A 25,291-nucleotide genomic window follows, 5' to 3' on the forward strand; every position below is an offset into this window, starting at 1 on the left:
GGTGCGGCGGCGACTGTCGCCGCACCAGGTTTGGTTACTATTAAGGAGTCATCGATGAAACATGAGCATTTCGTTGTCCAAAGCCCGGCGACCCCGGCGGCGCAGCTGATCTTGCTGTTTCACGGTGTCGGCGACAACCCGGTGGCGATGGGGGAGATCGGCAGTTACTTCGCCAAAGACTTTCCTCAGGCACAGGTAGTGAGCATCGGTGGCCCCGAAGCGTTTGGCAACGGCGCCGGGCGCCAGTGGTTTTCGGTACAGGACGTGAACGAAGAGAACCGCGCGGCCCGCATCGCAGACGTGATGCCGCAGTTTGTGGCCGTGGTGCGTCATTGGCAGCAGCTGAGCGGCGTGGGCTATGCCGGCACTGCTCTGGTGGGGTTCTCGCAGGGGGCGATCATGGCGCTTGAGGCGTTAAAAGCGGAAACCCGGCTGGCCGGGCGCGTGGTCGCGTTCAGCGGGCGTTTCGCCCAGTTGCCTGAGCAGGCTTTCGGCGACAGCGTGGTGCATTTGATCCACGGTGAAGAGGACGCGGTGATCGCGGTGCAACACGCTCACGCGGCGGCAGAAGCGTTACGGGTCAGCGGCGCCGATTTCACGCTCGACGTGGAAGAGAACGTCGGGCATGCGATCAATCAGGGCATGATGAACGCCGCGCTGGAAAGGCTGCATTATTACGTGCCACAGCGCTACTGGGACGAGGCATTGTCCGGCAAGCGCGGCGAGCTGATCGCCTTTCGCTAAAAACTCAGGGCGCCGATGAGCGCCCTGATGTCATTTCTTTTTCGGCCAGTCGTCTTCGTCATCCCACTGGGCGTTGTTGTCGCGGTGCGGCGGTATCTCCGGCTTGTTGGCCAGATAGCTTTTCACGTCGACGCGGCGCAGTTCCTTGATGCCGCTGACGACCATCCCCACCAGAACCAGCAGAATAATCCACCAGTAATCAGCTAACCATTGCATAGCTACTCCTTTCCTTCACTGCGTATGAAACGCGAAAAAATCGAGGGCAGATGGCGTTCGAGCCATTCGACACCGGCGACCTCCTTGTCTTGCCAGGCCGCCAGCAACAGCGCCGGGGTCAGCAAATGTTCAGCCTCTTGCGCCAGCGGCCGGTAGCTCAGATGCCACGGCTCCACCGCCACGCCGCCGCTGTCTTCGGTAAAGGGGCGATAGAAACCGAACTCGGCCATATGCGCCGTCAGCCACTGGTTGAGCGGCGCAAAGTAACCGCCTTCTTCATATTCCCACGGCTCCAGCTGCAGCTTTTGCCCTTCCGGCAACAGCGACGGATCGTACACGTCCAAATCGCTGCCCCAGTGATGGCGGCTGGCGCCAGGCAGGGCTGACCAGCGCAGGATCGCCTCACAGCGCTCGGCGGCGGACAGCGGCGCGACGTCGATCGGTTGACTGTCCTTATCTAATACTGGCCGCTGGCCGCAGAATTTGCCATTCCAAATCGCCAACTGGCGGTCGAAGTCGCGGAAGGTGCTGGCGGGCTGGAGATCGAATCCGGCTTCACGCGCGGCCTGCTGCATCGCCAGGAAGGCATTGACCGCCTGCGGCTGCAGCCGATGGTTGCCGCTCAGCGGCGCCAGGTGTTCGGTCGAACGGCCGGTGAGCATTTCTGCGGTGATCATGCGACCAATTGCTCCATGATGCGTTGATACATGCGGCTCAGCAGCTGCAGATCCGCGGCGTTGACACATTCGTTGACCTTGTGGATGGTGGCGTTGACCGGCCCCAGTTCCACCACCTGCGCGCCCATCTGCGCGATGAAGCGGCCGTCGGAGGTGCCGCCGGTGGTCAGCAGCTGAGGCGTCAATTCAGAATAGTGCTCGACGGCGTTGACCACCGCATCCACCAGCGCGCCGCGCGAGGTGAGGAACGGTTGACCGGACAGCCGCCATTCGATGCTGTAATTCAACTGGTGGCGTTCCAGCAGCTCTTCCACGCGCTGCTTGATCATCGCGTCGGTGAGTTCGGTGCTGAACCGGAAGTTGAACTGCACGTAGAGATCGCCCGGGATCACGTTGTTGCTGCCGGTGCCGGCCTGCACGTTGGCGATCTGCATGCTGGTCGGCGGGAAGAACTCGTTGCCGCGATCCCATTCGATCGCCACCAGTTCATTCAGCGCCGGCATGGCGCGGTGCACCGGGTTGTCCGCCAGATGCGGATAGGCGACGTGCCCCTGTACGCCGTGGATATGCAGGTTGGCGGTGATGGAGCCGCGACGGCCGTTTTTCACCACGTCGCCGACGCGTTCGGTGCTGGACGGCTCGCCGACCAGGCAGTAATCCAGCCGCTCGTTGCGCGCCATCAGCGCTTCGACCACTTTAACCGTGCCGTGGGTGGCGCTGGCTTCTTCATCCGAAGTGATCAGAAATGCCAGGCGGCCCCGGTGATTCGGGTTGGCGGCGACAAAGCGTTCCGCGGCCACCACCATCGCGGCCAACGAGCCTTTCATGTCCGCCGCGCCGCGGCCATACAGCATGCCGTCGCGGATTGCCGGTTCAAACGGCGGGTTGTCCCAGCGTTTTTCATCGCCGGTCGGCACTACGTCGGTGTGCCCGGCAAACGCCAGAGTTTGCCCTTCGCCGCGCCAGGCCCAGAAGTTTTGGGTGTCTTCGAAGTCCATGGCTTCGACGGTGAAGCCGATCGCCTGCAGGCGTTCGATCATCAGTTGCTGGCAGCCTTCGTCATTCGGGCTGAGGGAAGGGCGTTTGATCAACTGCTGGGCCAGTTCGATAACCGGGCAAGTCATACGGCAACCTCGGCGATAAATTGTTGGTAAGCGTCGGCGTTGAAACCGAGCAGAGCGTGGCCGTTGCCGTCGTCCAGCAGTGGACGTTTAATGATTGCCGGCTGCGCCAGCATCAGCGCGATGGCGGCGTCGGCGTTATCACAGGCGTTGCGCTGCGCTTCATCCAGCTTGCGCCAGGTGGTGCCGCGGGTATTGAGCAGCGGCTCCCAACCCAGTTGCGCGACGAAACCGCGCAGTTGCTGTTCGGTCAGGCCGTCGGCGCGGTAGTCGTGAAAATGATAGGCTATGCCTTGATCTTCCAGCCAGCGGCGGGCTTTTTTGATGGTGTCGCAGTTTTTGATGCCGTACATCGTCAGCGTTGTCTGTTGCGGTTTATTTGCCATGGCGTAAAGCTACCTGTCTCGTCGAGTCGATACTGAGCGGCGGGCGCGGTCTTAGGCCTTCTCGCCGCCCGGCGATAGCAGAGATAATGCCAGTAAAGCGGCGGCGAGATCCAGACAACGATGCGCGAGAGAGACGATTGGGCGCCAGGGAGAGAGGTTGGCAAATTGATGAAACGGCGATCTTCGCCGGCGGCGCTGTTAAAAGATGCCGGCGAACGCGTTCTGCCGCCAATGCGGCGCGGGGGAGAGAGAACTACTCTTTATTGATTCTTATGTTTAAACGCTCGGTCAAACACCGTACGCGGGTAATATGCAACAGCGGTTTTATCCTGCTGGCGCCGAGTTTTTTCATGATTCGTGATTTGTAATGATTGGCGGTTTTATTTCTGATATTCATGGCATTGCTGATGTCGGTCAGCGATTTTCCCGTCGACCACTCCGAGAGAAAATGCGATTCGCGCTGAGAGAGTTGCGGCGGCTCGGTATAGTGACTGTAACGCTTATATAAGTCGCCGATCAGGTGGCTGAAGCGGCTCAATGATATAAGGTTTGATAATATAATGGTCTTATTGTCGACAATCACCATCTCATGCAGACAGTCGGTGATAATGATTATTTTGTAGGTATTGGGGTTGGCATATTCATCGCGGTAACGCGCTTCAAAGTTGGCGATGGTGACATCGATAAAGCAGACCCTTCTGCGGCTAAAGCCGGCCGGCGCGCGTTTTTCCGCCCAGGTTTGGTTAATGAGTTGCCGGATGCCGATGGTGGTATAAGCACACTCGCTGAAAATATCAATTTCCATTTTATTATAATCCTTTACTTTTTATTTCCCGGTGAGGATGGCTATCTTAAAACATAAAAAAAGAAATAATCCAAATAATTTCATGTTGAACTTTTCTTGCGCCGCAAATGAATGAGCGTTATCTGGGCGCGAGCTTTGAAGGGAAGGTTATATACTAGCATGATTTATAAAGCGTAAATCTTTTTTTTAGCCGAATTTTTAAGCAAGGTAAGGCTAATAGAATAGACATCTTCTATTAATACCTCGGTAATTAAAAGGAATTAACATAGGAAAAGACTATCAAAATATTCAAAATGATCGGTTTTGGCGATCATTTAAGGGTGGTTGTTTGGGCTTAACGAATTAATAACTAAGATTTTTCTTGGTTTTATCACGATGAGTGGCTTTATTTTGAACGTCACCTGAGTCGGCGCTGAGGTCATGAAAAAATTAACGTTGAAATTGAGACAAAGATAATTCTAAACAAAGAAACTGCGATGTTTTAAGCTGTAATCAGAGTGTGAACGTGGATGATTGATACGGAGAGCCGGCGTGAAAAAATGTCATATCGAAATTTCCGAGCGGGTAACGCAGGAAATAACGTCCTGTATCGCGGAGGGATTGGATCGTTTTAATGATCAACATATCGGCTACGGCGATCGTCTGCCGCTGGCGGTGGTGGTAAGAGATCCCGACAGTGGGGAAGTTCTGGGAGGGATTACCGGACGCTCATCGTTAGGGCTGCTGTTTCTCGAGCTCTTTTATCTGCCGGAAGCGCTGCGCGGCGCGGGGTTGGGCAGCGAACTGTTGCGCCGTTTCGAGCAGGAAGGCCGCCGGCGCGGTTGCCTTTCCGCCGTGTTGTACACTATCAGCTTTCAGGCGCCGGATTTTTATCAACGGCATGGCTGGCAGCGTATGGGTGAAGTGCCTTGCTTGCCGCCGGGAACCCGCCGTATCTTTATGAGCAAAACCTTGTGATGCACGTTTAACGCACGTAGCCTCCTTGTTGCAATCGCTGCAGCGCAGCGCCGTCCGCATACACCATGCCGGTGGTCAAATCGTGAAAGCCGTACTTTTTATAGAAGGCGAGCTTTTCCGGCACCGAATAGATGAAAATCTTGCCGAGCGGCGCCAGATCTTGCATCACCCGATCCATCAACCTGCGCCCCAGCCCTTGTCCCTGAAAGCGCGGATCGATCGCCACGTCCGCCAGGTAGGCGACCGATGTCAGATCGCTGATGGCATGTGCAGTGGCGATCAACTCGTCGCCAATAAACCCCCAATAGCAAAACTGGCTGTGTTGGTAAACGCGCCGCAAGGTGTGCGGATCGCGCTTGCCCAGCCCGGCGGCCTCCAGCAATTCACACAGCCGCTGCCAGTCGATGGCGCGGCGGCTCGGGTCGGTGATAATTTCCATCGTTTTCCTCTAACCGATAAGACTGAGATCGGCGGCATAGTGCCGAATGGCGCGTTGATAACCGCGGATGTCGGGGTCTGACGAGGTTTCCGCCAGCAGCAGCAACAGATCGGTCACGGCCCGTTTATTTTCACCCAGGTTGTACAGCGCCATGGCGCGAAACAGCATCAGCTCGTTGGCCTGCGGGAACTCGGCCAGGCCGTCGTCGAAAGCCCGTAGCGACGCCGAATATTTTCCCAGGGCGCGGTAGGTGCTGCCGAGACCCAGCCAGGCCTCGCGGCGTTGGGCGGGCGGCAAATCGCGAGCCAACGCCGCGAGGTAACAGGGAATGGCCTGTTGCTCCAGGCCCTGTACGTCATACAGGCAGGCCAGCTGAAAGTGCAACATCGCCGCTTCCGGCTCTGCCGCCAGTTGCCTTAGCGCCAGCGCGGTCGCCTCCTGATAGCGGCCCTGCGTTTTCAACTGCGAGAGAGACAAAGAGCTGGACATGATCGACACTCCATTGGCGTATTTTTATACCTTTTACACGCTACCGCGGAGAAATTGATATCACAAGGGAATAGCTGCACTGAACATTGATCAGATAAATACGAAAATGTGCGCTAAGCCCGGTTTCCGAGCCCGGCATCGTTCCCGTTTCCCTTCACATGGTCAAAAAACAGGCGTAGAATCCGCTTCGTCAAATAATTGAGGTTGTAAAGTATTATGGTTGATCGTGAATTAGGAAACTGGAAAGACTTCATTGATGAGATGTTGGGCAACTGACACAGCGTTGAAGCAGATGGCAAGGTCGAGTCATTGGAAAGTCACTGAAACACCTTGGGAACGAGATTTTCGTTCGAAATAAAGCAGCATCGGTAACCCGACGCTGCTTTTTTATATCTCGCGGATCAGTCCCCGGTGGCCGGCGTATTGTCTGCCGGATGCGCTTTACCCGGGAAACGGCGGCGAACCAGCACAAAGAACAATGGCACGAAGAAAATAGCCAGCAGGGTGGCGGAAATCATGCCGCCCATTACCCCGGTGCCGACCGCATGCTGGCTGCCGGAACCGGCTCCGCTGCTGGTAGCCATCGGCAGCACGCCGAAGATGAACGCCAGCGAGGTCATCAGGATCGGCCGCAGACGCATGCGTGACGCGTCGAGCGTCGCCGACATCAGATCCTGCCCTTTATGGTTCAGCTCATTGGCGAACTCGACGATCAGAATGGCGTTTTTCGCCGACAGCCCAATGATGGTCAACAGGCCAACCTGGAAATAGACGTCGTTCTCCAGACCGCGCAGCCAGGTGGCGGCGACCGCGCCGATCACCCCCAGCGGCACCACCAGCATCACCGAGAACGGTATCGACCAGCTCTCGTACAGCGCCGCCAGGCACAGGAACACCACCAGCAGCGAGATGGCGTACAGCGCCGGCGCCTGCGAGCCGGACAGCCGTTCCTGATAGGACATCGCCGTCCATTCCAGCCCGAAACCGGTCGGCAGTTGGCTGACCAGTTTTTCCATTTCCGCCATGGCGGTGCCGGTGCTGACGCCGTTGGCCGCCTCGCCGACGATCTCCAGCGCCGAACTGCCGTTATAGCGCTCCAGCCGCGGCGAACCGTACTCCCAGTGCGAGCTGGCGAAGGCCGAGAACGGCACCATGCCGCCCGCGCTGTTGCGCACATACCATTTGTTGATGTCATCCGGCAGCATGCGGAACGGCGCCGCGGCCTGCACGTAGACTTTTTTCACCCGGCCGCGGTCGACGAAGTCGTTGACGTAGGTCGAGCCCCAGGCGGTGGAGAGGGTATTGTTGATGTCGTCGATCGATACGCCCAGCGCCTGAGCCTTGCGTTGATCGATATCGATTTGCAGCTGCGGGCTGTCGTCCAGGCCGTTGTGGCGCACGCGCGACAGCAGCGGGTTTTGCGCCGCCAGCTGCAGCAGCTGATCGCGCGCCGCCATCAGTTTGGCGTGGCCGAGCCCGGCGTGGTCTTCCAACTCCATGTCGAAGCCGGAGGAGTTGCCGAGGCCGGTGATCGCCGGCGGGCTGCTGGCGATCACCCGGGCTTCGTTAATCTTGTTGAATGCCAGCGTGGCGCGATCGATGATGTCGAACGAGCTGTTGGCGCCCGAGGTGCGCAGATCCCAGTCTTTCAGCCGCACGAACAGGCGCGCCACGTTTTGGCCGTTGCCGCCGGGCCCGGAGCCGATGATGGCGAACACCGACAAAACGTCCTGTTTCTCTTCGGTGAGGAAGTACCGCTCGACCTTTTCCACCACTTTGGAGGTTTGCTGCAGGGTCGAGCCCGCCGGCAACTGCACCTGTACGGTGAAGATGCCGCGGTCTTCCTGCGGCAGGAACGAGGTCGGCAGCTTGATGAACAGCAGCGCCATGCCGCCGAGCAACAGCAGATAAATCACCATGTAGCGGCCGCTGGCGTGCAGAATGCGCCCCACGCCGCGCTCATAGCGATCGGCATTGCGGTTGAACATGCGGTTGAACCAGCCGAAGAAGCCGCGCTTGCCGTGATGGTGCCCTTTGGCGATCGGTTTAAGCAGCGTCGCGCACAGGGCCGGGGTCAGGATCATCGCCACCAGCACCGACAGCACCATGGCGGAGACGATGGTGATGGAGAACTGGCGATAGATGGCGCCGGTGGTGCCGCCGAAGAACGCCATCGGCACGAACACCGCCGACAGCACCAGGGCGATGCCGACCAGCGCGCTCTGGATCTGCCCCATGGATTTGCGCGTGGCCTCTCGCGGCGGCAAGCCTTCCTCGCTCATCACGCGCTCGACGTTCTCCACCACCACGATGGCGTCGTCCACCAGCAGGCCGATCGCCAGCACCATGGCGAACATGGTGAGGGTGTTGATGCTGAAGCCGCAGGCGGAAAGGATGGCGAAGGTGCCCATCAGCACCACCGGCACGGCGATGGTGGGGATCAGCGTGGCGCGGAAGTTCTGCAGGAACAGATACATCACCAGGAACACCAGCAGGATGGCCTCCAGCAGCGTTTTCACCACGTCCTTGATCGAGGCTTTGACGAACGGGGTGGTTTCATAGGCCACTTTGGCCTCCAGCCCGTGCGGGAAGTATTGCGACAGCTCGGCGATCTTGTCCTTCACCAACTGGTCGGTCTGCAGTTCGTTGGCGCCGGAGGCCAGCTTGATGTTCATGCCGGCGGCCTGCATGCCGTTGTAGCGGCTGAGGTAGTTGTAGTTCTCGCCGCCCAGTTCGACGGTGGCGACGTTGCCCAGCGTCACCAGCGAACCGTCCTGATTGACCCGCAGGGTGATCTGGCGGAACTGTTCCGGCGTCTGGAGCTGCGACTGGGCGTTGATGGTGGCGTTCAGCGCCTGTTTATCGACCGACGGCGTGCCGCCCAACTGGCCGACCGCCACCTGGGCGTTCTGCGACTGAATGGCTTTGACCACGTCCTGGGTCGTGAGCTGGTAGCTGTTGAGCTTGTTGGGATCGAGCCAGATGCGCATGGCGTATTGTGAGCCATACACGTCCATGCTGCCGACGCCGTTGATGCGGCTGAGCGGATCCTGCAGGTTGGAGACGATGTAATCGGCGATGTCCTGCTTGTCCATGCTGTTGTCGGTGGAGACGAACGCCACCATCATCAGCGTGGTGTCGCCGGATTTCGAGACCGTGACCCCCTGATTCTGCACCGCCTGCGGCAGGCGTTTGATCGCCGCCTGCAGCTGGTTTTGCACCTGCTGCATCGCCTCGTTGGGATCGGTGCCGGCTTCGAACGTCAGCGTGACGGTCGCCTGGCCGGTATTGGTGCTCTGCGACGACATATACATCATGTTGTCGAGGCCGGTCATATTCTGTTCAATGATCTGCGTGACGGTGTTTTCCAGCGTTTGCGCCGAGGCGCCTGGGTAAGTTGCGCTGATGCGCACGTTCGGCGGCGCCAAATTCGGGTATTGTTCTACCGGTAAAGAAAAAATCGCCAATGCCCCGGTCAGGCAAAGAATAATTGCCAGCACCCAGGCGAAAATCGGGCGATCAATAAAAAAATTGGCCATGCAGCGCGAACCTCGTTATGACTTGTTCTATCTTTAAAACGCATCGGAAATATGCATTTCAGCGGCAGGGAAGGATTCCGGCGCTATTGCACTTTACTCGGGATAGTCGAGGAAAGCGTGGAGAAAAAAAGGAGATAGTGTAAATAACGGTAGCGGGAAACGGCGTGGGTGCCCCGGTGTCGATAATTGTACGCTATTAAGACATTTTTATTACTATCAAAGGCCTTGCGCATGTCTTCGCCGCAGGGAGCCGAAAAATAAAAACTGGATCCACCTTACAGCAGGAGCTTGGCATGGGAATTAACCCGGTATTTGCCCGTCGGCTTTATTTATGCTGGCTGATCAGCCACAGTGAGCGGCCCAATGTGCCGCGGTTGATGGCGCTGACCGGCTGGCCGCGCCGCACGTTGCAGGATGTGCTGAAGGCGCTGCCCGGCATGGGCGTCGAGCTGCAGTTCGTGCAGCAGGGCGTGCGCAACAACGACGGTTTTTATCAGTTGGAAAGCTGGGGGCCGTTCAACAAGAGCTGGGTGCATCAGCACCATCAGGCGCTGCTCAGCGCCATCGAGTAAGCGGCCCCGGCGTATTGGCCGGGGCGGGGCGGGGCGATCAGTGGCTTTTGTACTCCAGGTACATCACCGTCGCCGCCACGCGAGAACGCACGTCCAGCTTGCGCAGTATGTTGCGGATGTGCACCTTCACGGTTTCTTCAGAGATATGCAATTGCGCCGCCACCTGTTTGTTGGACAGGCCGCGCGCCACCTCTTGCAAGACGTCCAGTTCGCGTTCGGTCAAGGCGGTGAAGGGATCGCGCTGCTCGCTGCGCGCCAGCAAATAGTCGGCCATGGCGTCGCTGATCACGTTTTGCCCCTCGGCGGCGGCGCTGATGTGTTCCAGCAGCTGCTCCGGTTCACTGTCTTTCAGCAGATAGCCGTCGGCGCCGGCGTCGATCAGCGCATACAGATCGCTGCGCGCGTCGGAGACCGTCAGCACGATGATGCGTGCGTCCACGCCTTCGTCGCGCAGAGCCAGCAGCGTATCCAGCCCGGACATGCCCTTCATGTTCAGATCCAACAAGATCACGTCCGGTGCGTGCTGCAGCGCCAGCGCAACCGCCTCGCTGCCGTTGCCGGCCTCTGCCACCACGCCAAATCGCGCATCCAGTCCCAGCAGTTGTTTGATGCCGCGCCGCATCAACGGATGATCGTCAACGATCATGACTCGGTATTGCTTCATCACCATGAAATATGCTCCCTGTAGCAAGTAAAGCCACTCAAACGCGCCCGGAGGCGTGCTTCACAGTGGGACTGTCTCTTCAAAAATAGCGGCATTCTGCACCGCAAACCTCTCCGGGCGGCCTTCTGCCCGGCGGCAACCGTAACGCAGAGTGAACAGCCGCAAGGTCAGGGCGAGAATGTCAGGCAGACCGCCGTGCCGCCGCGGCTTCTGCGCCGGATGCGCAGCGTTCCTCCCAGTCGCGCCGCGCGTTCGCTCATGATGGTCAAGCCGTAATGCCCTTCCGGTTCTTCCAGACTGGCGATGCCGCAACCGTCGTCGGTAATGCTGAATACGTTGTCGCCTGCGGCGTTGACCTCGCAACACACCGCGATCTCGCTCGCTCCTGCGTGCTTGACGGCATTGAGCACCGCCTCGCGCACGATCTGCAGCGCGTGCACCTGCTGCTGGGCGTTGAGCGCCTGCGAGGGCAGCCGACAGTGTAACTGAATCCGCGCGGTGGTTAGCGCCTTTAATGGCTGCAGCAGTTGCTCCAGCGCGGCATTCAGATCCGCCTCCTGAATATTGAGGCGGAAGGTGGCCAGTAATTCTCTCAGTTGGCGATAGGCATCGGCCAGCGTGCGATCGAAATCGTCGATAATCGTCTGCGCCGCCGGATCGTCGGCGGCGCGCCGGAGCAGCGTCAGCTGGATGCGCAGGAACGACAGCGTCTGCGCCAGCGAATCGTGCAGCTCGCGGGCGATGGTCCCACGTTCTTCCATCAACAGCAGATATTGGTGCTGCTTTTGCGCCCGGTTGAAGTAGACGCCGCGCCCCAGCATGTTGGCCAGGCTCTGCATCAGGTGAGGATGCGGTGGCTGCGCTTCGGGCTGCCATCGCAATTCACCCAGCAGTTTATCGCCTTGGGTGATCGGCAGCGCGCTCCAGGTTTGCGCCGGCGCCGGCTCTCCTTCGTTCAGTTGCCACTGGCCATGATCGTCCGCCACGTTCAACCGGATGCAGCGCAGTCGTTCGCTTTGGCGCACGATGCGCAGCACATTCTCGAATGCCTGCTGATCGATTTGGCGCACGCTCAGCGCCTGTGAACAGCGATACAGCACCTCCAGCGTTTCGTTAGCCTGCTGCAGGCGCCGGGTTTTTTCCTGCACTTTCAGTTCCAGCGACTGGTAGAGCCGGGCCAGCTCGTCAGACATGGCGCTGAAGGTTTGCGACAGCACGCCGAGCTCGTTCGGCAGCGCCACGTCCAGCTGCGGGTGGCGAAAGTCGCGCTGTTGCACGCGCTGGCTGGCGTCGACCAGATGCTGCAGCGGCATGACCACCTGGCGGCGCATAAAGCGAATGCAAAACAGCACCAGACCGATAATGGCGGCGTAGCCCAGCACGCTGACGGCGGCCACCAGGGTGAGTTTCAACTCGGAATAACGCTGCAGAGCGGAAACAAAATGATCGACGCGGTTGACGTAGCCGGCGACCTCCGCCCGGTAGGCGGCCGCTTGCCCGTCACGGATCTGCCGCTCCATCGCTTGCCATGTTCGTTGCAGCGCCAGATAGTGGTTGCGCACCTCGGCCGGGACGTAAAAGCGCGCCAGCTTTTGCAGCGCCGGCGCCTGCAAAGATTGCCGGTACTGCTGCAGGTGCAGCTCCAGTTCCGGGCTCTGTCGATCGAGATCAAAGGCCAGGCGGTAGCTTTGCATGCGCAGCGAACCGGCAATGTTGATCGCCTCGGCATCGCTCTGGCTGCCGGCGACGGTCGTCAACGCCAGCCCGGTGGCGAGCACCGACAGTATCACGATGCCCAACAGCGCCCTGGCCAGGCTGCCGGTCACGGAACGTTTAACAAGCAATCACGGAATCCTTTTCTCTCAGGTGAGGGCTGCGCCAGTTTCATTCGAAAGCAAAACTATAACTTTTGCAACTAAATTGCACCGCGATTTGTATCAAGTTGTCAACAAAACGGGAACAATTGTCGTCGTGTAATCAAATGAATAGCGAAATGCCCGCCGATGTTCAGCTGTAGCTCGGTTTCCACTGAGGATTTGTCTTTGCGGATGCGATTCGTCTGTCAGATTATGCGTCCGCCCACGATGTATTTTTAATCCTGGTTTGCCCGGAGAGGCGTTGTGATTTTTGTTGCAAATCGTCTGCTGCGGCGCAGCGTAATCGCGGTATGATTTTCACGTTGCAACTCAAGGAAAAAGGGTCATGTCGTCGAAAATTGAGAATGTGAAGAAAGAGCTGTTGTCGGACAACTGGTATGTGCTGCATAAGTACACGTTCGATCTGAAACGCAAAAACGGCGGTTCGGTGCAACAGATGCGCGAGGTTTACGATCGCGGCAACGGCGCCACCATTTTGCTGTACAACCGCGCCAAGGGCACGGTGGTGCTGACCAACCAGTTCCGCATGCCGACCTATGTCAACGGCAACGAAAGCGGCATGCTGCTCGAGGCCTGCGCCGGCCTGCTGGACGCCGATTCGCCGGAGCAGTGCGCACGCCGCGAAGCGGTGGAAGAGACCGGTTTTCAGGTGGGCGAGGTCAAGAAAATCTTCGAAGCCTACATGTCGCCGGGCGGCGTGACCGAGATCGTGCACTTCTTTATCGCCGAATACCATGACGATGAGCGGCGTGCGGCCGGCGGCGGCATTGAAGATGAAGATATCGAAGTGATCGAACTGCCGTTTAGCGAAGCGGTGGCGATGATCGCCGATGGCCGGATTAAAGACGGCAAGACCATCATGCTGCTGCAGTATTTGCAGATTCATCGGGTGATGGAATACTGAGCCCCGATAGCGGCTTCATCGTACAGGGTTGAAAAGCAGGCGATGAAAAGACGGCTCCGGCAGCGGAGTCGTCCGCTGAGGGGAATCGGCGCCGTTCATGCTGTCGCACGTCTCATCAAGTCCTCACCGCATACTATCATTGCGTCATGCCGGTATTTTCCGGAGGCATTGTCTTTTTCTATCGTCTCGCGCCAGTTTGGCTCCTATTTATATTCATAACAAATTGTAATTAAATGTAAGCGAAATCGCGTTTTTTGCATCATAAGAATTGCCTATATGTTTGTTTTTATAATTTCTTCCTGCCTATTTTAAACATTGCGTTCTACGGTATTTCTTAAATTTTTTATAATTCAACGATTGTGTTATCAGTGATTTTTGCATTTCATTTAATATTTCTTGGTTAATTCTTGTTTCCCCCCTCTGCGAACGTGAAAAAAATTAAGCAATGATTCGATTTATCCGAACATTGCGCGCCTCTTCGCTTTCGCAGCCGGGAGGCTAGTTGTCGAATTTACAATACTCTACACTTGTGTTGTCTGTGACCGGGCGTTAGCCGGGTAGCGGAATTTATTTGGAGGACAGGGACTGAGGTGTTCAGCATGGAAATTAGCGCAAATGAAGAACGTGTGATTTTCAAGAACCCAGTGAATGGGATTGTTTTGTTTACGTCTATTCCTTTCCGTCAGACACCCTAATTGTTATCGATGTTTAATTGGAGTCATAAACATGATTGAACTTTCTCAGAAGGAAATTGAGCAGGTAACGGGCGCTGGTCTGCTGAGCAGCATTGTAGGCAATAATATTTTACAGGCGGTTGATCTGACCAATGCGTTTTTTAACGCCGTAGCGCCGATCGGGCAGGCGTTGAACGTCATTCCTTTCGTTGCGCCAGTGCATGAATTGGGCGACACGCTGATTGGTGTAGGCCTGAAAGTCAGCGCTGGCGTAGGTAAAGCGCTGGGTGCGACTTATGAATTGAGCCAACCTTATCATGTGACTGCCGAATGGGGCCGCGGCTAATTTTATTTCGCCTATACCGGCCATGATTGTCTGAATGGCCGGTTATTCTTGCAAGTTATATTTAAGGAAAAATATATGACTCAAAACAGTGATGTTTTGGTGACGTTTACCGAAGAACAATCCAAAAAATTGGCTGAATTGCGTGACACGGGGCAATATGCCGATGGCTATCGTTATATTCGCGATATCGTCCATGAAGCGCGTGTCGCTTATACCGGTAATTTGCCACCGACCGCCGTGTACTTGTTCGGCGATGAGCACGCCAAAGAGCTGATTAAATTGGAAACCTGGATCAGCGACGTGGTGGGCATCAACGCTTCCGACAATTCGGCCTATAGCGAATTCGTCCGCGGTTCCACCAAGATTGCCTCGTTGCTGCAGGGTAAACCGATTTCTGAAGCCACTTTCCAACAGGCGTCTGACGCACTGGCAATCACGGTGATCAACGATGCATTGTCTCACGGCGGTATGCAATCCGCCGGTGATGTGGTGAACACGGATGTCAGCCAGGCGCTGGAAAACCTGGGGCTGCCGCCGGCCGGCTGGGCGGGGGTATTGGGGGACGTGTTTCCGCCGCCGCTCGGCTTCGGCGACAACTATGTGCAGGTTTCCGATCCGGCTGACGGCCTGCTGCCGTTCTTGGGCGGATTAGCGACGGCGTTGACGGCCAATCTGGTCGGCGGGGTCGGCCGTCTGGCGGTGGATATCGTGTTGAACAAAAACGGGCTGGTGACGAACACGCTGGATCTGCTGCTGACCGGCATTCTCGATCCGGTTCATGAAGCCCGAACGGTCAAAGGCAGCATCTTCTCCGATCATCTGTATGGCGGCTACGGCAACGACCATATTTCCGGCGGAAGAGGCAACGATTGGCTGTACGGAAAAGACGGCGACGATATCCTCGACGGCGGAGCCGGAGCAGACAAAATGTACGGCGGCGGGAATAACGACACCTACATTGTCGACGATATTCGCGATGAAGTGCATGAAAACTACGGTGAGGGCCTGGATACCGTGAAATCCTCCGTCAGTTATACTCTGGCCAAGAACGTCGAATATTTGGTGCTTACCGGCAAAGATAATATTATCGGCACCGGCAATGAACTGAACAACTTTATCGCCGGCAATGACGGCAGCAACGTTCTGAAAGGCGAAGCCGGCAACGATATCCTGTCCGGCGGCGCCGGAAACGACATGCTGTTTGGCGGGACAGGCAACGATATCCTCATTGGCGGGCTCGGCATCGATCGGTTGTCCGGCGGAGAAGGCGCCGATACCTTTGTATTCAATAGCTATGATGAATCGCGGGCGGCGACGCCGGATTGGATCACTGACTTTGTCAGCGGCGTAGACAAGATCGATTTGTCGGTGTTCAACACCGGCGAAGGGGCGCAAAAGGTCGCCTTTGTCGATGCTTTCAGCGGTCGTGCGGGTGAGGCCATGCTGACCTATGATCAAGCGAGCAACGTCAGCGATCTGGCCATCAATATGGGCGGTGATTTCACCGGTACGGATTTCCTGGTGAAAATCGTCGGCCATCCGCTGCAACAAGTCGACTTTATTGTTTAACCCTGCAATATGTTGATGAGAACGGCCGCCTTGGCGGTCGTTTTTTTATGCATGCCGGGTTCGTTTTTCGCCCATAAAAAAGCCGGTCATGACGAATACTTTGCTCATTCTCACTATTTCCCTTGTCTTGCACCACTCGACGTCAGACCGAGGGGGTAAGCGGTCCGATGGCTACAGGTTTTGATGCTGACCCTGGGCGCGCATCGCCGAGCCGAACAAGACGGCGTTGTCAGGGGCAACCGGGCATGGAAGGCCGGTTGAGGGGGCGAGCCTTCGTCTCCCGAATGGCCGTTCGCTACGGCATCAGAGAAATGCGGCATCTTTACGGCAATTCCCCTGTACAGCACACCCAGAAACTGGATAAAAAAATGCCGGTCAGGCTTAGCTAACCGGCATGAGATCGTGATGACCCGCTTGCGCCAGACCGCTTACTTCAGCAGCGCCTGCGCCTTCGCCACCACGTTGTCCACGGTGAAGCCGAACTCGGCGAACAGCTGCTCCGCCGGCGCCGACTCACCGAAGGTGGTCATGCCCACGATGGCGCCGTTCAGCCCCACGTACTTGTACCAGTAGTCCGCGATACCCGCTTCCACCGCCACGCGCGCCGTCACCGCCGCCGGCAACACCGACTCGCGGTACGCCGCATCCTGCTTGTCGAACGCGTCGGTCGACGGCATCGACACCACGCGCACCTTGCGGCCCGCCGCGGTCAGTTTGTCCGCCGCCTCCACCGTGATGCCCACTTCGGAGCCGGTGGCGATCAGGATGACGTCCGGCGTGCCCGCGCAGTCTTTCAGCACGTAGCCGCCGCGGTACACGTTCGCCAGCTGCTCTGCGGTGCGCGGCTGCTGGGTCAGGTTCTGGCGCGAGAACACCAGCGTGGTCGGGCCGTTGTTGCGCTCGATGCCGTACTGCCACGCCACCGCCGATTCCACCTGGTCGCACGGGCGCCAGGTGCTCATGTTCGGGGTCACGCGCAGGCTCGCCAGCTGCTCCACCGGCTGGTGGGTCGGGCCGTCTTCGCCCAGACCGATGGAGTCGTGGGTGTAGACGAACACGTTGCGCAGCTTCATCAGCGCCGCCATGCGCACCGCGTTGCGGGCGTATTCCACGAACATCAGGAAGGTCGCCGAGTACGGCAGGAAGCCGCCGTGCAGCGCGATGCCGTTGGTGATGGCGGTCATGCCGAACTCGCGCACGCCGTAATGAATGTAGTTGCCCGCCGGGTCAACGTTCAGCGCTTTCGAGCCGGACCATAGGGTCAGGTTGCTCGGCGCCAGGTCGGCGGAGCCGCCCAGGAACTCCGGCAGCACCTTGCCGAACGCTTCCAGCGCGTTCTGCGACGCCTTGCGGCTGGCGATGTTGGCCGGGTTGGCCTGCAGTTTTTCCACGAACGCCTTGGCGTCGGCTTTCCAGTCGGCCGGCAGCTCGCCGTTCATGCGGCGCTTGAACTCGGCGGCCAGTTCCGGGAAGGCCCTGGCGTAGGCGGCGAACTTGTCGTTCCAGGCCGCTTCCTTGGCCTGACCGGCTTCTTTGGCGTCCCACTGGGCGTAGATGTCCTGCGGGATTTCAAAGGCGGCGTATTTCCAGCCCAGTGCTTCGCGGGTGGCGGCCACTTCGGCGGCGCCCAGCGCGGCGCCGTGCACGTCATGGGTGCCGGCCTTGTTCGGCGAACCAAAGCCGATAACGGTCTTGCACATCAGCAGCGACGGCTTGTCGGTCACCTTGCGCGCTTCTTCAATCGCCGCCTTGATGGCGTCCGGGTTGTGGCCGTCGACGTTGCGCACCACGTGCCAGCCGTAGGCTTCGAAGCGCAGGGCGGTGTCGTCGGTGAACCAGCCGTCGACGTGGCCGTCGATGGAGATGCCGTTGTCATCGTAGAAGGCGGTCAGTTTGCCGAGCTTGAGGGTGCCGGCCAGGGAGCAGACTTCGTGCGAGATGCCTTCCATCATGCAGCCGTCGCCCATGAAGGCGTAGGTGTGGTGGTCGACAATGTCATGGCCGGGGCGGTTGAACTGCGCCGCCAGGGTGCGTTCGGCGATGGCGAAGCCGACGGCGTTGGCGATGCCCTGGCCCAGCGGGCCAGTGGTGGTTTCAACGCCCGGGGTGTAGCCGTACTCCGGGTGGCCCGGGGTTTTGGAATGCAGCTGACGGAAGTTTTCCAGCTCGCGCATCGGCAGGTCGTAGCCGGTGAGGTGCAGGAGGCTGTAAATCAACATGGAGCCGTGGCCGTTGGAGAGCACGAAACGGTCGCGGTCAGCCCAGTGCGGGTTAGTCGGGTTGTGGTTGAGGTAGTCACGCCACAGGACTTCGGCGATGTCCGCCATGCCCATAGGGGCCCCCGGGTGGCCGGAATTTGCTTTTTGTACGGCGTCCATGCTGAGTGCGCGGATAGCGTTGGCAAGCTCTTTACGAGAAGACATAACGAAACTCCAGTGCGATTACAGTTGAGCGGCCAACATGTCTTCCAGCTTCTGCTGGTCGACGGCGAACAGGCGAATGCCTTCGGCGAGTTTTTCCACCGCCATGGCGTCCTGATTGTGCAGCCAGCGGAACTCCGCTTCGGCCAGCGGGGCAGGTTGGTGGAAGCCCTCGGTAGACGGGGTCAGCTTGCGTTCGACCGGCTGCTCGCTGTTTTTCAGCTGTTCCAGCAGGTTTGGCGCGATGGTCAGGCGATCGCAGCCGGCCAGCGCCAGGATCTGCTCAACCTTGCGGAAGCTGGCGCCCATGATCACCGTCTGGTAACGATGACGCTTGTAGTATTCATAGATGGTGCGCACCGATTTCACGCCCGGATCCTGATCGGCGTCGTAGTCGGCGGCAGGCTGTTTGGCCTGGTACCAGTCATAGATGCGGCCGACGAACGGCGAGATCAGATACACGCCGGCTTCGGCGCAGGCGCGGGCCTGGGCGAAGGAGAACAGCAGCGTCAGGTTGGTGTTGATGCCTTCTTTTTCCAGCTCTTCGGCGGCTTTGATGCCTTCCCAGGTGGAAGCCAGTTTGATCAGGATGCGCGATTTGTCGATGCCTTGTTCTTGGTACATGGCGATCAGCTTGCGCGCTTTGGCGACGCACATGCCGCGGTCGAACGACAGGCGGGCGTCCACTTCGGTGGAGATGCGGCCCGGCACGCTTTTGAGGATCTCGACGCCGATATTGACCGCCAGCTTATCGCTGGCGTTGATCAGCTGGGTTTCCTTGCTGCCGCCCTGGCGGCGGGCATACTCCAACGCTTCGGTGATCAGCGCCTTGTACTGCGGCAGCGCGGCGGCTTTCAGGATCAGCGAAGGGTTGGTGGTGGCGTCCTGGGGTTCGAACTGGCGGATGGATTCGATATCGCCGCTGTCGGCGACCACCGTGGTCAGCTGCTTGAGTGCGTCTAATTGATTCATTGATAAGCTCCTTGACCAAGCTCAATGTAGGGAAATGAGAACCTTTTTCATCATAGGGGGAACACACTGCATCATCGGATCGAGAATGAAAATGCGCTTTTTCTGATTGTTGCGATGGATAATAACAATGAATGCCGAATAAACCCAGGCGGAACGCGGCTTGCGCGCGACCGCCATCGAGACGGCAGGCGGTTTAACGCCGTCCGGCCGCGTTTTCGTAATAGCCGATCCGCTCGACTTTCGGCGCCGATCCTCCCCCTTCAAACTCCGATTCCAGCCAGGCATCGACGATGGTTTTCGCCAGTTCGGCGCCGATGACCCGCGCGCCCAGCGTGATGATCTGAGCATCATTGCTTTTGCGCGCCCGCTGGGCGGAGTAGGTATCGTGACATTGCGCCGCACGAATGCCGGGCACTTTATTGGCCACGATGCTCATACCGATGCCGGTGCCGCACAGCAGGATGCCCCGCCGATGTTTTTCCTCCCGTATCGCCTGCGCGACGCGATAGGCGATATCGGGATAGATCCCCGTTTCTGCGGCGCGATCCGTCGTGTAGTCAATGACGGGGATGTCCCGTTGTTGCAGGTGGGCAACGATCAGATCTTTCAGTTCAATGGCGGCATCATCGGCGCCGATGGCGATAGGCAGCATAGCGATCTCCTGATTGGTAACGAAAAGGGTGGCGATCCTCGGTGGCGCCACGTTCATTACCGTATCCCTGTTTAATCAAATGTTCAATCTGTGTTCTTTTGTTTTTTGCCTGGCTTTTCAGTTTGCCACTGTAAAAGGTGATCTTAGTCACTAAAAAAGGGCTTTTAATCGTTGTTCACTCTAGTGGAGACGGGTTTTTGAGCGATATCACACTTTGATAAGTTCACTGTGGGCAAATTGAATGCATAGCGTTAGTGTTCATTTGTTCTTTGTTTGTGTTAATGATCAAAAGAAGTTTCCCTACCAGAGGAGAGTGCTATGTGTCAGACCTGCATAACAGAGGCGAAAATGGCGGCCGGTATCCCCGAGATCATGAAGGCGGTTGTGGCGTACGCCCCGAAAGATTACCGCCTGGAACAGGTGCCGGTACCGAAGATCGGCCCGAAAGAGATCCTGGTGAAGATCGAAGCCTGCGGCATCTGCGCCGGTGATGTTAAAGCGTTCGAAGGGGCGCCCAGCTTCTGGGGCGATGAAAAACAACCGGCTTACATCAAGGCGCCGATGATCCCCGGCCATGAATTTATCGGCCATGTCGTGGGGTACGGTGAAGGCGTCGAGGGCTTCAATCTCGGCGATCGCGTGATATCAGAACAAATCGTTCCCTGCTGGCAATGCCGCTTCTGCAACCGCGGTCAGTATTGGATGTGCGAAAAGCATGACCTGTACGGTTTCCAGAAAAACGTTAACGGCGGCATGGCCGAGTACATGAAGTTCACCAAAGAGGCGATTAACTATCATGTACCGGCCGACCTGCCGATCGAAAAAGCCATTCTGATCGAACCCTATGCTTGCTCCTTCCATGCGGTGCAACGCGCCAATATCAAACTGGGCGATGTGGTGGTGTTGGCGGGCGCCGGCACCCTGGGGCTGGGCATGATCGGGGCCATCAAGAAATCCGGGCCCTCGAAGCTGGTGGTGCTGGATCTGTCCGACGAACGTCTGGCCTTGGCGAAGCGCTTCGGCGCGGATGTGACGCTCAATCCCACCCGTGACGACGTGCCCGCCGCGGTTAAAGCGATGACCGAGGGCTACGGCTGCGACATCTACATCGAGGCGACCGGCGCACAGAAGTCCGTGGAACAGGGCCTGACGCTGATCCGCAAGCTCGGCACCTTCGTCGAATTTTCCGTGTTTAAGGATCCGGTGACCGTCGACTGGAGCATCATCAGCGACCGCAAGGAACTGGACGTGCTCGGTTCGCACCTCGGCCCTTACTGCTATCCGCTGGTGATCGAAGGCATCGCCAATGGCGATCTGCCGACCGAAGGCGTGGTGACGCATACGTTGCCGCTGGAACAGTTCGCCGAAGGTTTCGAGCTGATGAAGCGCGGTATCGGTTCAATCAAAGTGGTGCTTAATCCAAACCTCTGAAACCTGCGTCGTTCCTCGGGTGCGGGCGAGCCTGCGCCTCCATAATCACATGTGCTGGGGTGTTCTATGTTGCATGGACTGATTCATCGCATTGGTCTGTCACCGAAACTGCTGCTGGGCTATGCCGGCGTGTTGGTGTTCATGATGGGCGAAGGGCTGGAACAGGGCTGGCTGTCGCCTTATTTGATTGGCAAAGGGCTGAGCATTCAGGAATCGGCGCTGCTGTTCAGCGTTTATGGTTTTGCGGCCGCCATCGCCGCCTGGTTTTCCGGCGTGTTGGCGGAAATCTTTACCGCCCGGCGGGTGATGTTGGCCGGCCTGCTGCTGTTTCTGTTCGGTTCGGTGTGTTTTTTGACGTTCGGCCTGCCGAGCAACAACCTGGCGATCATGGTGCCGACCTATGCGCTGCGCGGCTTGGGTTATCCGTTGTTCGCCTACGGTTTTCTGGTGTGGGTGGCGTATGAGGCGCCGCCGGAAAGGCTGGGGTCGGCGGTGGGGATTTTCTGGTTCGTCTACAGCGGCGGGCTCAGCGTGCTGGGCGTGCTGTATTCCAGCATCATGCTGCCTTATCTCGGCGAGATCCACACGCTGTGGAGCGCGCTGATTTTCGTCGTGCTGGGCGCGGTGATTGCGCTGATGCTCAATCGCGACGACGGCGCGGCACAGAGCGGCAACCGGGAAAAAGCATCGCTGGGTTATGTCTTGAAGGGCATCACCATCGCGTTTGAAAACCCGAAGATTGGCCTGGGCGGCATCGTGCGCACCATTAATACCTCTGCGGCTTACGGCTTCGTCGTATTCATGCCCATGTACATGATGGATATGGGGTTCACCCGCACGCATTGGCTGCAGATGTACGCCGCGCTGTGGACGGTCAACATCATTTTCAACCTGATTTTCGGCGTGATCAGCGACGGGCTCGGCTGGCGCAACGTGGTGATGTGGTTCGGCTGCGTCGGCTGCGCCTTGACCACGCTGATGTTCTACTACGTGCCGCAATTCTTCGGCGCCAACTACCTGCTGACCGTGTGCGCCGCCGGGTTGTTCGGCGCCTGCCTGGCGGCGTTCGTGCCGCTGTCGGCCATCATGCCGTCGCTGGCGCCGGACAATAAGGGCGCGGCGATGTCGATTCTCAATCTGGGCGCCGGCCTGAGCACCTTTGTCGGCCCGGCGGTGGTGGGGCTGTTTATCGGCAGCCTCGGCACCGTTGGCGTGATCTGGATCTTTACCGGTTTGTACCTGTTCAGCGGCGTGCTGATGAAATTTGTCACGCTGCCGAAAGAAAGCGCGACGGCGCAGGAAGAACACGGCGCGAGTTTGGCGAAAATATCCTGACCGAGGGTGAAGTTCACAGTTTTAAGGGGAAATTTATGATTAATCATCAAACTACGGCGCCGCGCGAGCTCTCGCTGCAGGGCAAGGTGGCGCTGATTACCGGCGGCGCTGCGGGGATCGGTCTCGCTATTGCCGAACGCTATCTGCAAAACGGCGCGCGCGTGGCGCTGCTCGATCGTGCGCCGCAGGTTGCGGAAGTGGCGCGACAGCTGGACGCCGAGGCGGCGCTGGGCGTCGTGGCAGACGTCACCGATGCCGCGTCGGTGGAGCGGGCGATAGCGCAGATTGAGGCGCATTTCGGACGGCTGGACGTGCTGGTCAACAGCGCCGGCATCGTCGCGCTGCATCCGGCCGAGGAGCTGCCGGAAACGGCGTGGGATGCAACCCTGGCGGTCAATCTGAAAGGCGTGTTTCTTACCTGCCAGGCGGTGGGGCGCCGTTTCATTCGCCAGCGCGGCGGCAGCATCATCAATCTCGCCTCGCAGGCCGGGGTGGTGGCTTTGCCTAATCACTTGGCCTATTGCGCCAGCAAGGCGGGCGTAATCGGTCTGACCCAGGTGTTGGCGCTGGAGTGGGGGCCGCACAACGTGCGGGTTAACGCCATTTCGCCCACCGTGGTTTTGACGGAGCTGGGCCGTAAGGCCTGGTCAGGCGAGGTGGCGGAACAAATGAAGCAGAAAATCCCGCTGCGGCGTTTCGCCGAGCCGCAAGATATCGCCGCCAGCGCCCTGTTTTTGGCCGGCGACGCGGCGGCGATGATCACCGGCGCCAACCTGGTGGTCGACGGCGGTTACACCATTCAATAATTTCTTATTCAGGCGACAGAGAGGCCGCGATGAACAGAATCATTAACGATCCCGATCACGTAGTGGAAGACGCCATTCAGGGCTACAGGCTGGCCCACCCGAACTATTATGCCGCCACCGACAATGCGCGGGTGTTGAAATATCCGCCTGCGCCGATCGCCGGCAAAGTGGGCATCGTCACCGGCGGCGGTTCCGGCCACGAGCCGGCGTTCCTGGGGTATGTCGGCAAAAACATGTTGGATGCCGTCGCGATTGGCGAGATTTTTTCATCGCCTACGGCGGGGGCTTTTCTCGACGCTTTCAAGGCGGCGGACAGCGGTGCGGGCGTCGCTTGCCTGTACGGCAACTACGCCGGCGACAACATGAACGTCAAGATGGCGATCAAGAAGGCCACGGCGGCCGGCATACGGGTGAAAACCGTGGTGGCCAACGATGACGTCGCCTCGGCGCCGGCCAGTGAGATCGATAAACGGCGCGGCGTGGCCGGAGAAATTCTGATGTGGAAGGTCGGCGCGGCGGCGGCGGCCAAGGGATACGATCTGGACGGCGTGATCGGCGCGGCGCAAAAAGCCATCGACCGGTGTCGTTCGATCGGCGTCGGCCTCAGTTCCTGCACCATTCCCGCGGTCGGCAAACCCAATTTTCATATCGAAGACGGCAAGATGGAGATCGGCATCGGCCATCACGGCGAACCGGGCATTGAGGTGTCGCCGATCCAGTCGGCGTCGGCGATGGCCGGCACCATGCTCGATTTCGTGCTCAACGACATGCCGCTGGAACAGGGGCAGGAGGTGGCGTTGCTGATCTCCGGGCTTGGCGCCACGCCGGTGATGGAGCTGTATATCTATTATGCCGAAATAGAGCGTCGGTTGACGGCGAAAGGCGTGCGGGTGCATCGGCGCTACGTCGGCAATTACTTCACGTCGCTGGAAATGATGGGCGTGACGCTGACGCTGATGACGCTGGATGACGAACTGAAAACGCTGCTGGACATGCCGGCGCAATCTTTAGGCTTAACCCAGGTGGAGTGAATCATGACGGAACAAATTTCAACCCGGTACGGCAGTGAGATCGTTACGGGGCTGATAGAAACCATTGTCAGCAACCGCGAATATCTGAGCGAAATCGACGGCGCCATCGGCGACGGTGACCACGGCATTAATATGTCGAAGGGATTCGCGATGTGCGGCGATGCCATTCGCGGCCGCGAGCTCACGCTGGCGCAGGCGTTCGATGCGGTATCGGATGCGCTGATGGAGGGCATCGGCGGTTCGATGGGGCCGCTGTACGGCAGCCTGTTCATGGGCATGGCGGAGAGCGTCCGTGAGCGCAGCGTGCTGGACAAGCAGGCATTTTTGGCGATGTTGCACGGCGGGTTGCGCGAACTGCAGGACATCAGCAGCGCGGGCGTGGGCGACAAGTGTCTGATGGATACGCTGATACCGGCGGTGGCGGCATTTGAGCAGGCGGTGGGACGCGGTGACGACTTCGCCGCTGCGCTGGAACAAATGAAAATCGCCGCAGAGCGCGGGCGGGACTCCACCCGCGAGCTGGTGGCGAAAATCGGCCGCGCCAGCCGTCTGGGCGAGCGTTCGCGCGGCGTACTGGACGCCGGCGCGGTATCTTGCTGCCTGCTCTTGACCCGATTGGCGGACGAGGTGGAGCAACGACTGAATACCGTTGCCGCCTGAACGCG

The 25,291-nt window shown here is 58.6% G+C and carries 25 protein-coding genes; 12 read left to right on the forward strand and 13 right to left on the reverse strand.

From position 1 onward, the window contains the following. The first annotated feature begins 54 nt into the window (after positions 1 to 54). Positions 55 to 744: an esterase gene (gene ypfH, locus ACMGF7_RS14110; RefSeq protein WP_164095069.1), complete on the forward strand. Its 690-nt coding sequence runs from the start codon at positions 55 to 57 to the stop codon at positions 742 to 744. A 30-nt stretch (positions 745 to 774) separates the two neighbouring features. On the opposite strand, the gene ACMGF7_RS14115 is transcribed toward ypfH, so the two are convergent. The 5 genes from ACMGF7_RS14115 to ACMGF7_RS14135 form a co-directional block, all read right to left on the reverse strand. Then, on the reverse strand, positions 775 to 960 hold the full coding sequence (locus tag ACMGF7_RS14115) for a YpfN family protein (RefSeq protein WP_004941720.1): 186 nt from the start codon (positions 958 to 960) through the stop codon (positions 775 to 777). A 2-nt stretch (positions 961 to 962) separates the two neighbouring features. After that, positions 963 to 1,637 carry a M15 family metallopeptidase gene (locus tag ACMGF7_RS14120; protein ID WP_004941723.1) on the reverse strand — a complete coding sequence of 225 codons (675 nt, stop codon included), beginning with the start codon at positions 1,635 to 1,637 and terminating at the stop codon, positions 963 to 965. Beyond that, positions 1,634 to 2,761, reverse strand: coding sequence for a succinyl-diaminopimelate desuccinylase (gene dapE / locus ACMGF7_RS14125; RefSeq protein WP_004941726.1), 1,128 nt, complete (start codon positions 2,759 to 2,761; stop codon positions 1,634 to 1,636). Before dapE ends, ACMGF7_RS14120 begins: the two co-directional genes overlap by 4 nt. Continuing rightward, positions 2,758 to 3,144, reverse strand: a complete 387-nt coding sequence (locus tag ACMGF7_RS14130) for an ArsC family reductase (RefSeq protein WP_004941730.1) — start codon at positions 3,142 to 3,144, stop codon at positions 2,758 to 2,760. Before ACMGF7_RS14130 ends, dapE begins: the two co-directional genes overlap by 4 nt. 253 nt (positions 3,145 to 3,397) lie before the next feature. Further along, positions 3,398 to 3,949, reverse strand: a complete 552-nt coding sequence (locus ACMGF7_RS14135) for a LuxR C-terminal-related transcriptional regulator (RefSeq protein ID WP_049242903.1) — start codon at positions 3,947 to 3,949, stop codon at positions 3,398 to 3,400. 531 nt (positions 3,950 to 4,480) lie between these two features. Here ACMGF7_RS14135 and ACMGF7_RS14140 point away from each other — a divergent pair. Further along, positions 4,481 to 4,906 carry a GNAT family N-acetyltransferase gene (locus ACMGF7_RS14140; protein ID WP_004941737.1) on the forward strand — a complete coding sequence of 142 codons (426 nt, stop codon included), beginning with the start codon at positions 4,481 to 4,483 and terminating at the stop codon, positions 4,904 to 4,906. A gap of 7 nt (positions 4,907 to 4,913) precedes the next feature. On the opposite strand, the gene ACMGF7_RS14145 is transcribed toward ACMGF7_RS14140, so the two are convergent. Together ACMGF7_RS14145 and ACMGF7_RS14150 are read right to left on the reverse strand one after the other, a co-directional pair. Further along, positions 4,914 to 5,345, reverse strand: coding sequence for a GNAT family N-acetyltransferase (locus tag ACMGF7_RS14145; protein ID WP_004941740.1), 432 nt, complete (start codon positions 5,343 to 5,345; stop codon positions 4,914 to 4,916). A 9-nt stretch (positions 5,346 to 5,354) separates the two neighbouring features. Further along, on the reverse strand, positions 5,355 to 5,834 hold the full coding sequence (locus ACMGF7_RS14150; protein ID WP_049242908.1) for a tetratricopeptide repeat protein: 480 nt from the start codon (positions 5,832 to 5,834) through the stop codon (positions 5,355 to 5,357). A 216-nt stretch (positions 5,835 to 6,050) separates the two neighbouring features. On the opposite strand from ACMGF7_RS14150, the gene ypfM reads away from it, so the two are divergent. Further along, positions 6,051 to 6,110, forward strand: a complete 60-nt coding sequence (gene ypfM, locus ACMGF7_RS14155) for a protein YpfM (protein WP_100396732.1) — start codon at positions 6,051 to 6,053, stop codon at positions 6,108 to 6,110. Positions 6,111 to 6,235: 125 nt separating this feature from the next. Here ypfM and acrD read toward each other — a convergent pair whose 3' ends face one another. Further along, positions 6,236 to 9,373, reverse strand: coding sequence for a multidrug efflux RND transporter permease AcrD (gene acrD, locus ACMGF7_RS14160; protein WP_049242909.1), 3,138 nt, complete (start codon positions 9,371 to 9,373; stop codon positions 6,236 to 6,238). 293 nt (positions 9,374 to 9,666) lie between these two features. Here acrD and ACMGF7_RS14165 point away from each other — a divergent pair, with 293 nt between their 5' ends. Beyond that, the gene (locus ACMGF7_RS14165; protein WP_004941750.1) at positions 9,667 to 9,945 is read left to right on the forward strand and encodes a winged helix-turn-helix domain-containing protein; all 279 of its coding nucleotides are present in this window, start codon (positions 9,667 to 9,669) and stop codon (positions 9,943 to 9,945) included. Positions 9,946 to 9,982: 37 nt separating this feature from the next. Here the strand turns inward: ACMGF7_RS14165 and ACMGF7_RS14170 are convergent, their stop codons facing one another. After that, the gene (locus ACMGF7_RS14170) at positions 9,983 to 10,615 is read right to left on the reverse strand and encodes a response regulator (RefSeq protein WP_049242912.1); all 633 of its coding nucleotides are present in this window, start codon (positions 10,613 to 10,615) and stop codon (positions 9,983 to 9,985) included. Between the two features lie 161 nt (positions 10,616 to 10,776). Further along, the gene (gene narQ / locus ACMGF7_RS14175) at positions 10,777 to 12,453 is read right to left on the reverse strand and encodes a nitrate/nitrite two-component system sensor histidine kinase NarQ (RefSeq protein WP_049242915.1); all 1,677 of its coding nucleotides are present in this window, start codon (positions 12,451 to 12,453) and stop codon (positions 10,777 to 10,779) included. 358 nt (positions 12,454 to 12,811) lie between these two features. Between narQ and nudK the strand changes: the two genes are divergently transcribed. The 3 genes from nudK to ACMGF7_RS14190 all read left to right on the forward strand — a co-directional run bounded on the left by nudK (position 12,812) and on the right by ACMGF7_RS14190 (position 15,979). Beyond that, complete coding sequence (nudK, locus tag ACMGF7_RS14180) at positions 12,812 to 13,390, forward strand: GDP-mannose pyrophosphatase NudK (RefSeq protein ID WP_049242917.1); 579 nt, start codon at positions 12,812 to 12,814, stop codon at positions 13,388 to 13,390. A gap of 726 nt (positions 13,391 to 14,116) precedes the next feature. Next, positions 14,117 to 14,410 carry a hypothetical protein gene (locus ACMGF7_RS14185; RefSeq protein ID WP_049242921.1) on the forward strand — a complete coding sequence of 98 codons (294 nt, stop codon included), beginning with the start codon at positions 14,117 to 14,119 and terminating at the stop codon, positions 14,408 to 14,410. Between the two features lie 75 nt (positions 14,411 to 14,485). After that, positions 14,486 to 15,979, forward strand: coding sequence for a calcium-binding protein (locus ACMGF7_RS14190; RefSeq protein ID WP_049242923.1), 1,494 nt, complete (start codon positions 14,486 to 14,488; stop codon positions 15,977 to 15,979). Between the two features lie 428 nt (positions 15,980 to 16,407). Here the strand turns inward: ACMGF7_RS14190 and tkt are convergent, their stop codons facing one another. From tkt to rpiB, 3 genes are all read right to left on the reverse strand, one after another. Further along, positions 16,408 to 18,402: a transketolase gene (tkt, locus tag ACMGF7_RS14195; RefSeq protein ID WP_420286486.1), complete on the reverse strand. Its 1,995-nt coding sequence runs from the start codon at positions 18,400 to 18,402 to the stop codon at positions 16,408 to 16,410. Between the two features lie 18 nt (positions 18,403 to 18,420). Further along, positions 18,421 to 19,371, reverse strand: coding sequence for a transaldolase (gene tal, locus ACMGF7_RS14200; protein ID WP_004936597.1), 951 nt, complete (start codon positions 19,369 to 19,371; stop codon positions 18,421 to 18,423). 193 nt (positions 19,372 to 19,564) lie between these two features. Further along, complete coding sequence (gene rpiB, locus ACMGF7_RS14205) at positions 19,565 to 20,023, reverse strand: ribose 5-phosphate isomerase B (protein ID WP_004936593.1); 459 nt, start codon at positions 20,021 to 20,023, stop codon at positions 19,565 to 19,567. Between the two features lie 318 nt (positions 20,024 to 20,341). Here rpiB and ACMGF7_RS14210 point away from each other — a divergent pair, with 318 nt between their 5' ends. The 5 genes from ACMGF7_RS14210 to dhaL all read left to right on the forward strand — a co-directional run bounded on the left by ACMGF7_RS14210 (position 20,342) and on the right by dhaL (position 25,286). Beyond that, positions 20,342 to 21,454: an erythritol/L-threitol dehydrogenase gene (locus tag ACMGF7_RS14210; RefSeq protein ID WP_004936590.1), complete on the forward strand. Its 1,113-nt coding sequence runs from the start codon at positions 20,342 to 20,344 to the stop codon at positions 21,452 to 21,454. A 66-nt stretch (positions 21,455 to 21,520) separates the two neighbouring features. Beyond that, positions 21,521 to 22,789 carry an MFS transporter gene (locus tag ACMGF7_RS14215; RefSeq protein WP_049243124.1) on the forward strand — a complete coding sequence of 423 codons (1,269 nt, stop codon included), beginning with the start codon at positions 21,521 to 21,523 and terminating at the stop codon, positions 22,787 to 22,789. Positions 22,790 to 22,824: 35 nt separating this feature from the next. After that, entirely contained in the window at positions 22,825 to 23,595 is a 771-nt protein-coding gene (locus ACMGF7_RS14220) for an SDR family oxidoreductase (RefSeq protein ID WP_049243126.1), read from the forward strand. A gap of 29 nt (positions 23,596 to 23,624) precedes the next feature. Further along, the gene (locus ACMGF7_RS14225) at positions 23,625 to 24,626 is read left to right on the forward strand and encodes a dihydroxyacetone kinase subunit DhaK (RefSeq protein ID WP_004936581.1); all 1,002 of its coding nucleotides are present in this window, start codon (positions 23,625 to 23,627) and stop codon (positions 24,624 to 24,626) included. A gap of 3 nt (positions 24,627 to 24,629) precedes the next feature. Then, on the forward strand, positions 24,630 to 25,286 hold the full coding sequence (dhaL, locus tag ACMGF7_RS14230) for a dihydroxyacetone kinase subunit DhaL (RefSeq protein ID WP_004936578.1): 657 nt from the start codon (positions 24,630 to 24,632) through the stop codon (positions 25,284 to 25,286). Positions 25,287 to 25,291 lie beyond the last annotated feature (5 nt).

The organism is Serratia sp. BNK-17, assembly GCF_048684935.1.
In the GTDB taxonomy this organism is placed as follows: domain Bacteria; phylum Pseudomonadota; class Gammaproteobacteria; order Enterobacterales; family Enterobacteriaceae; genus Serratia; species Serratia nematodiphila.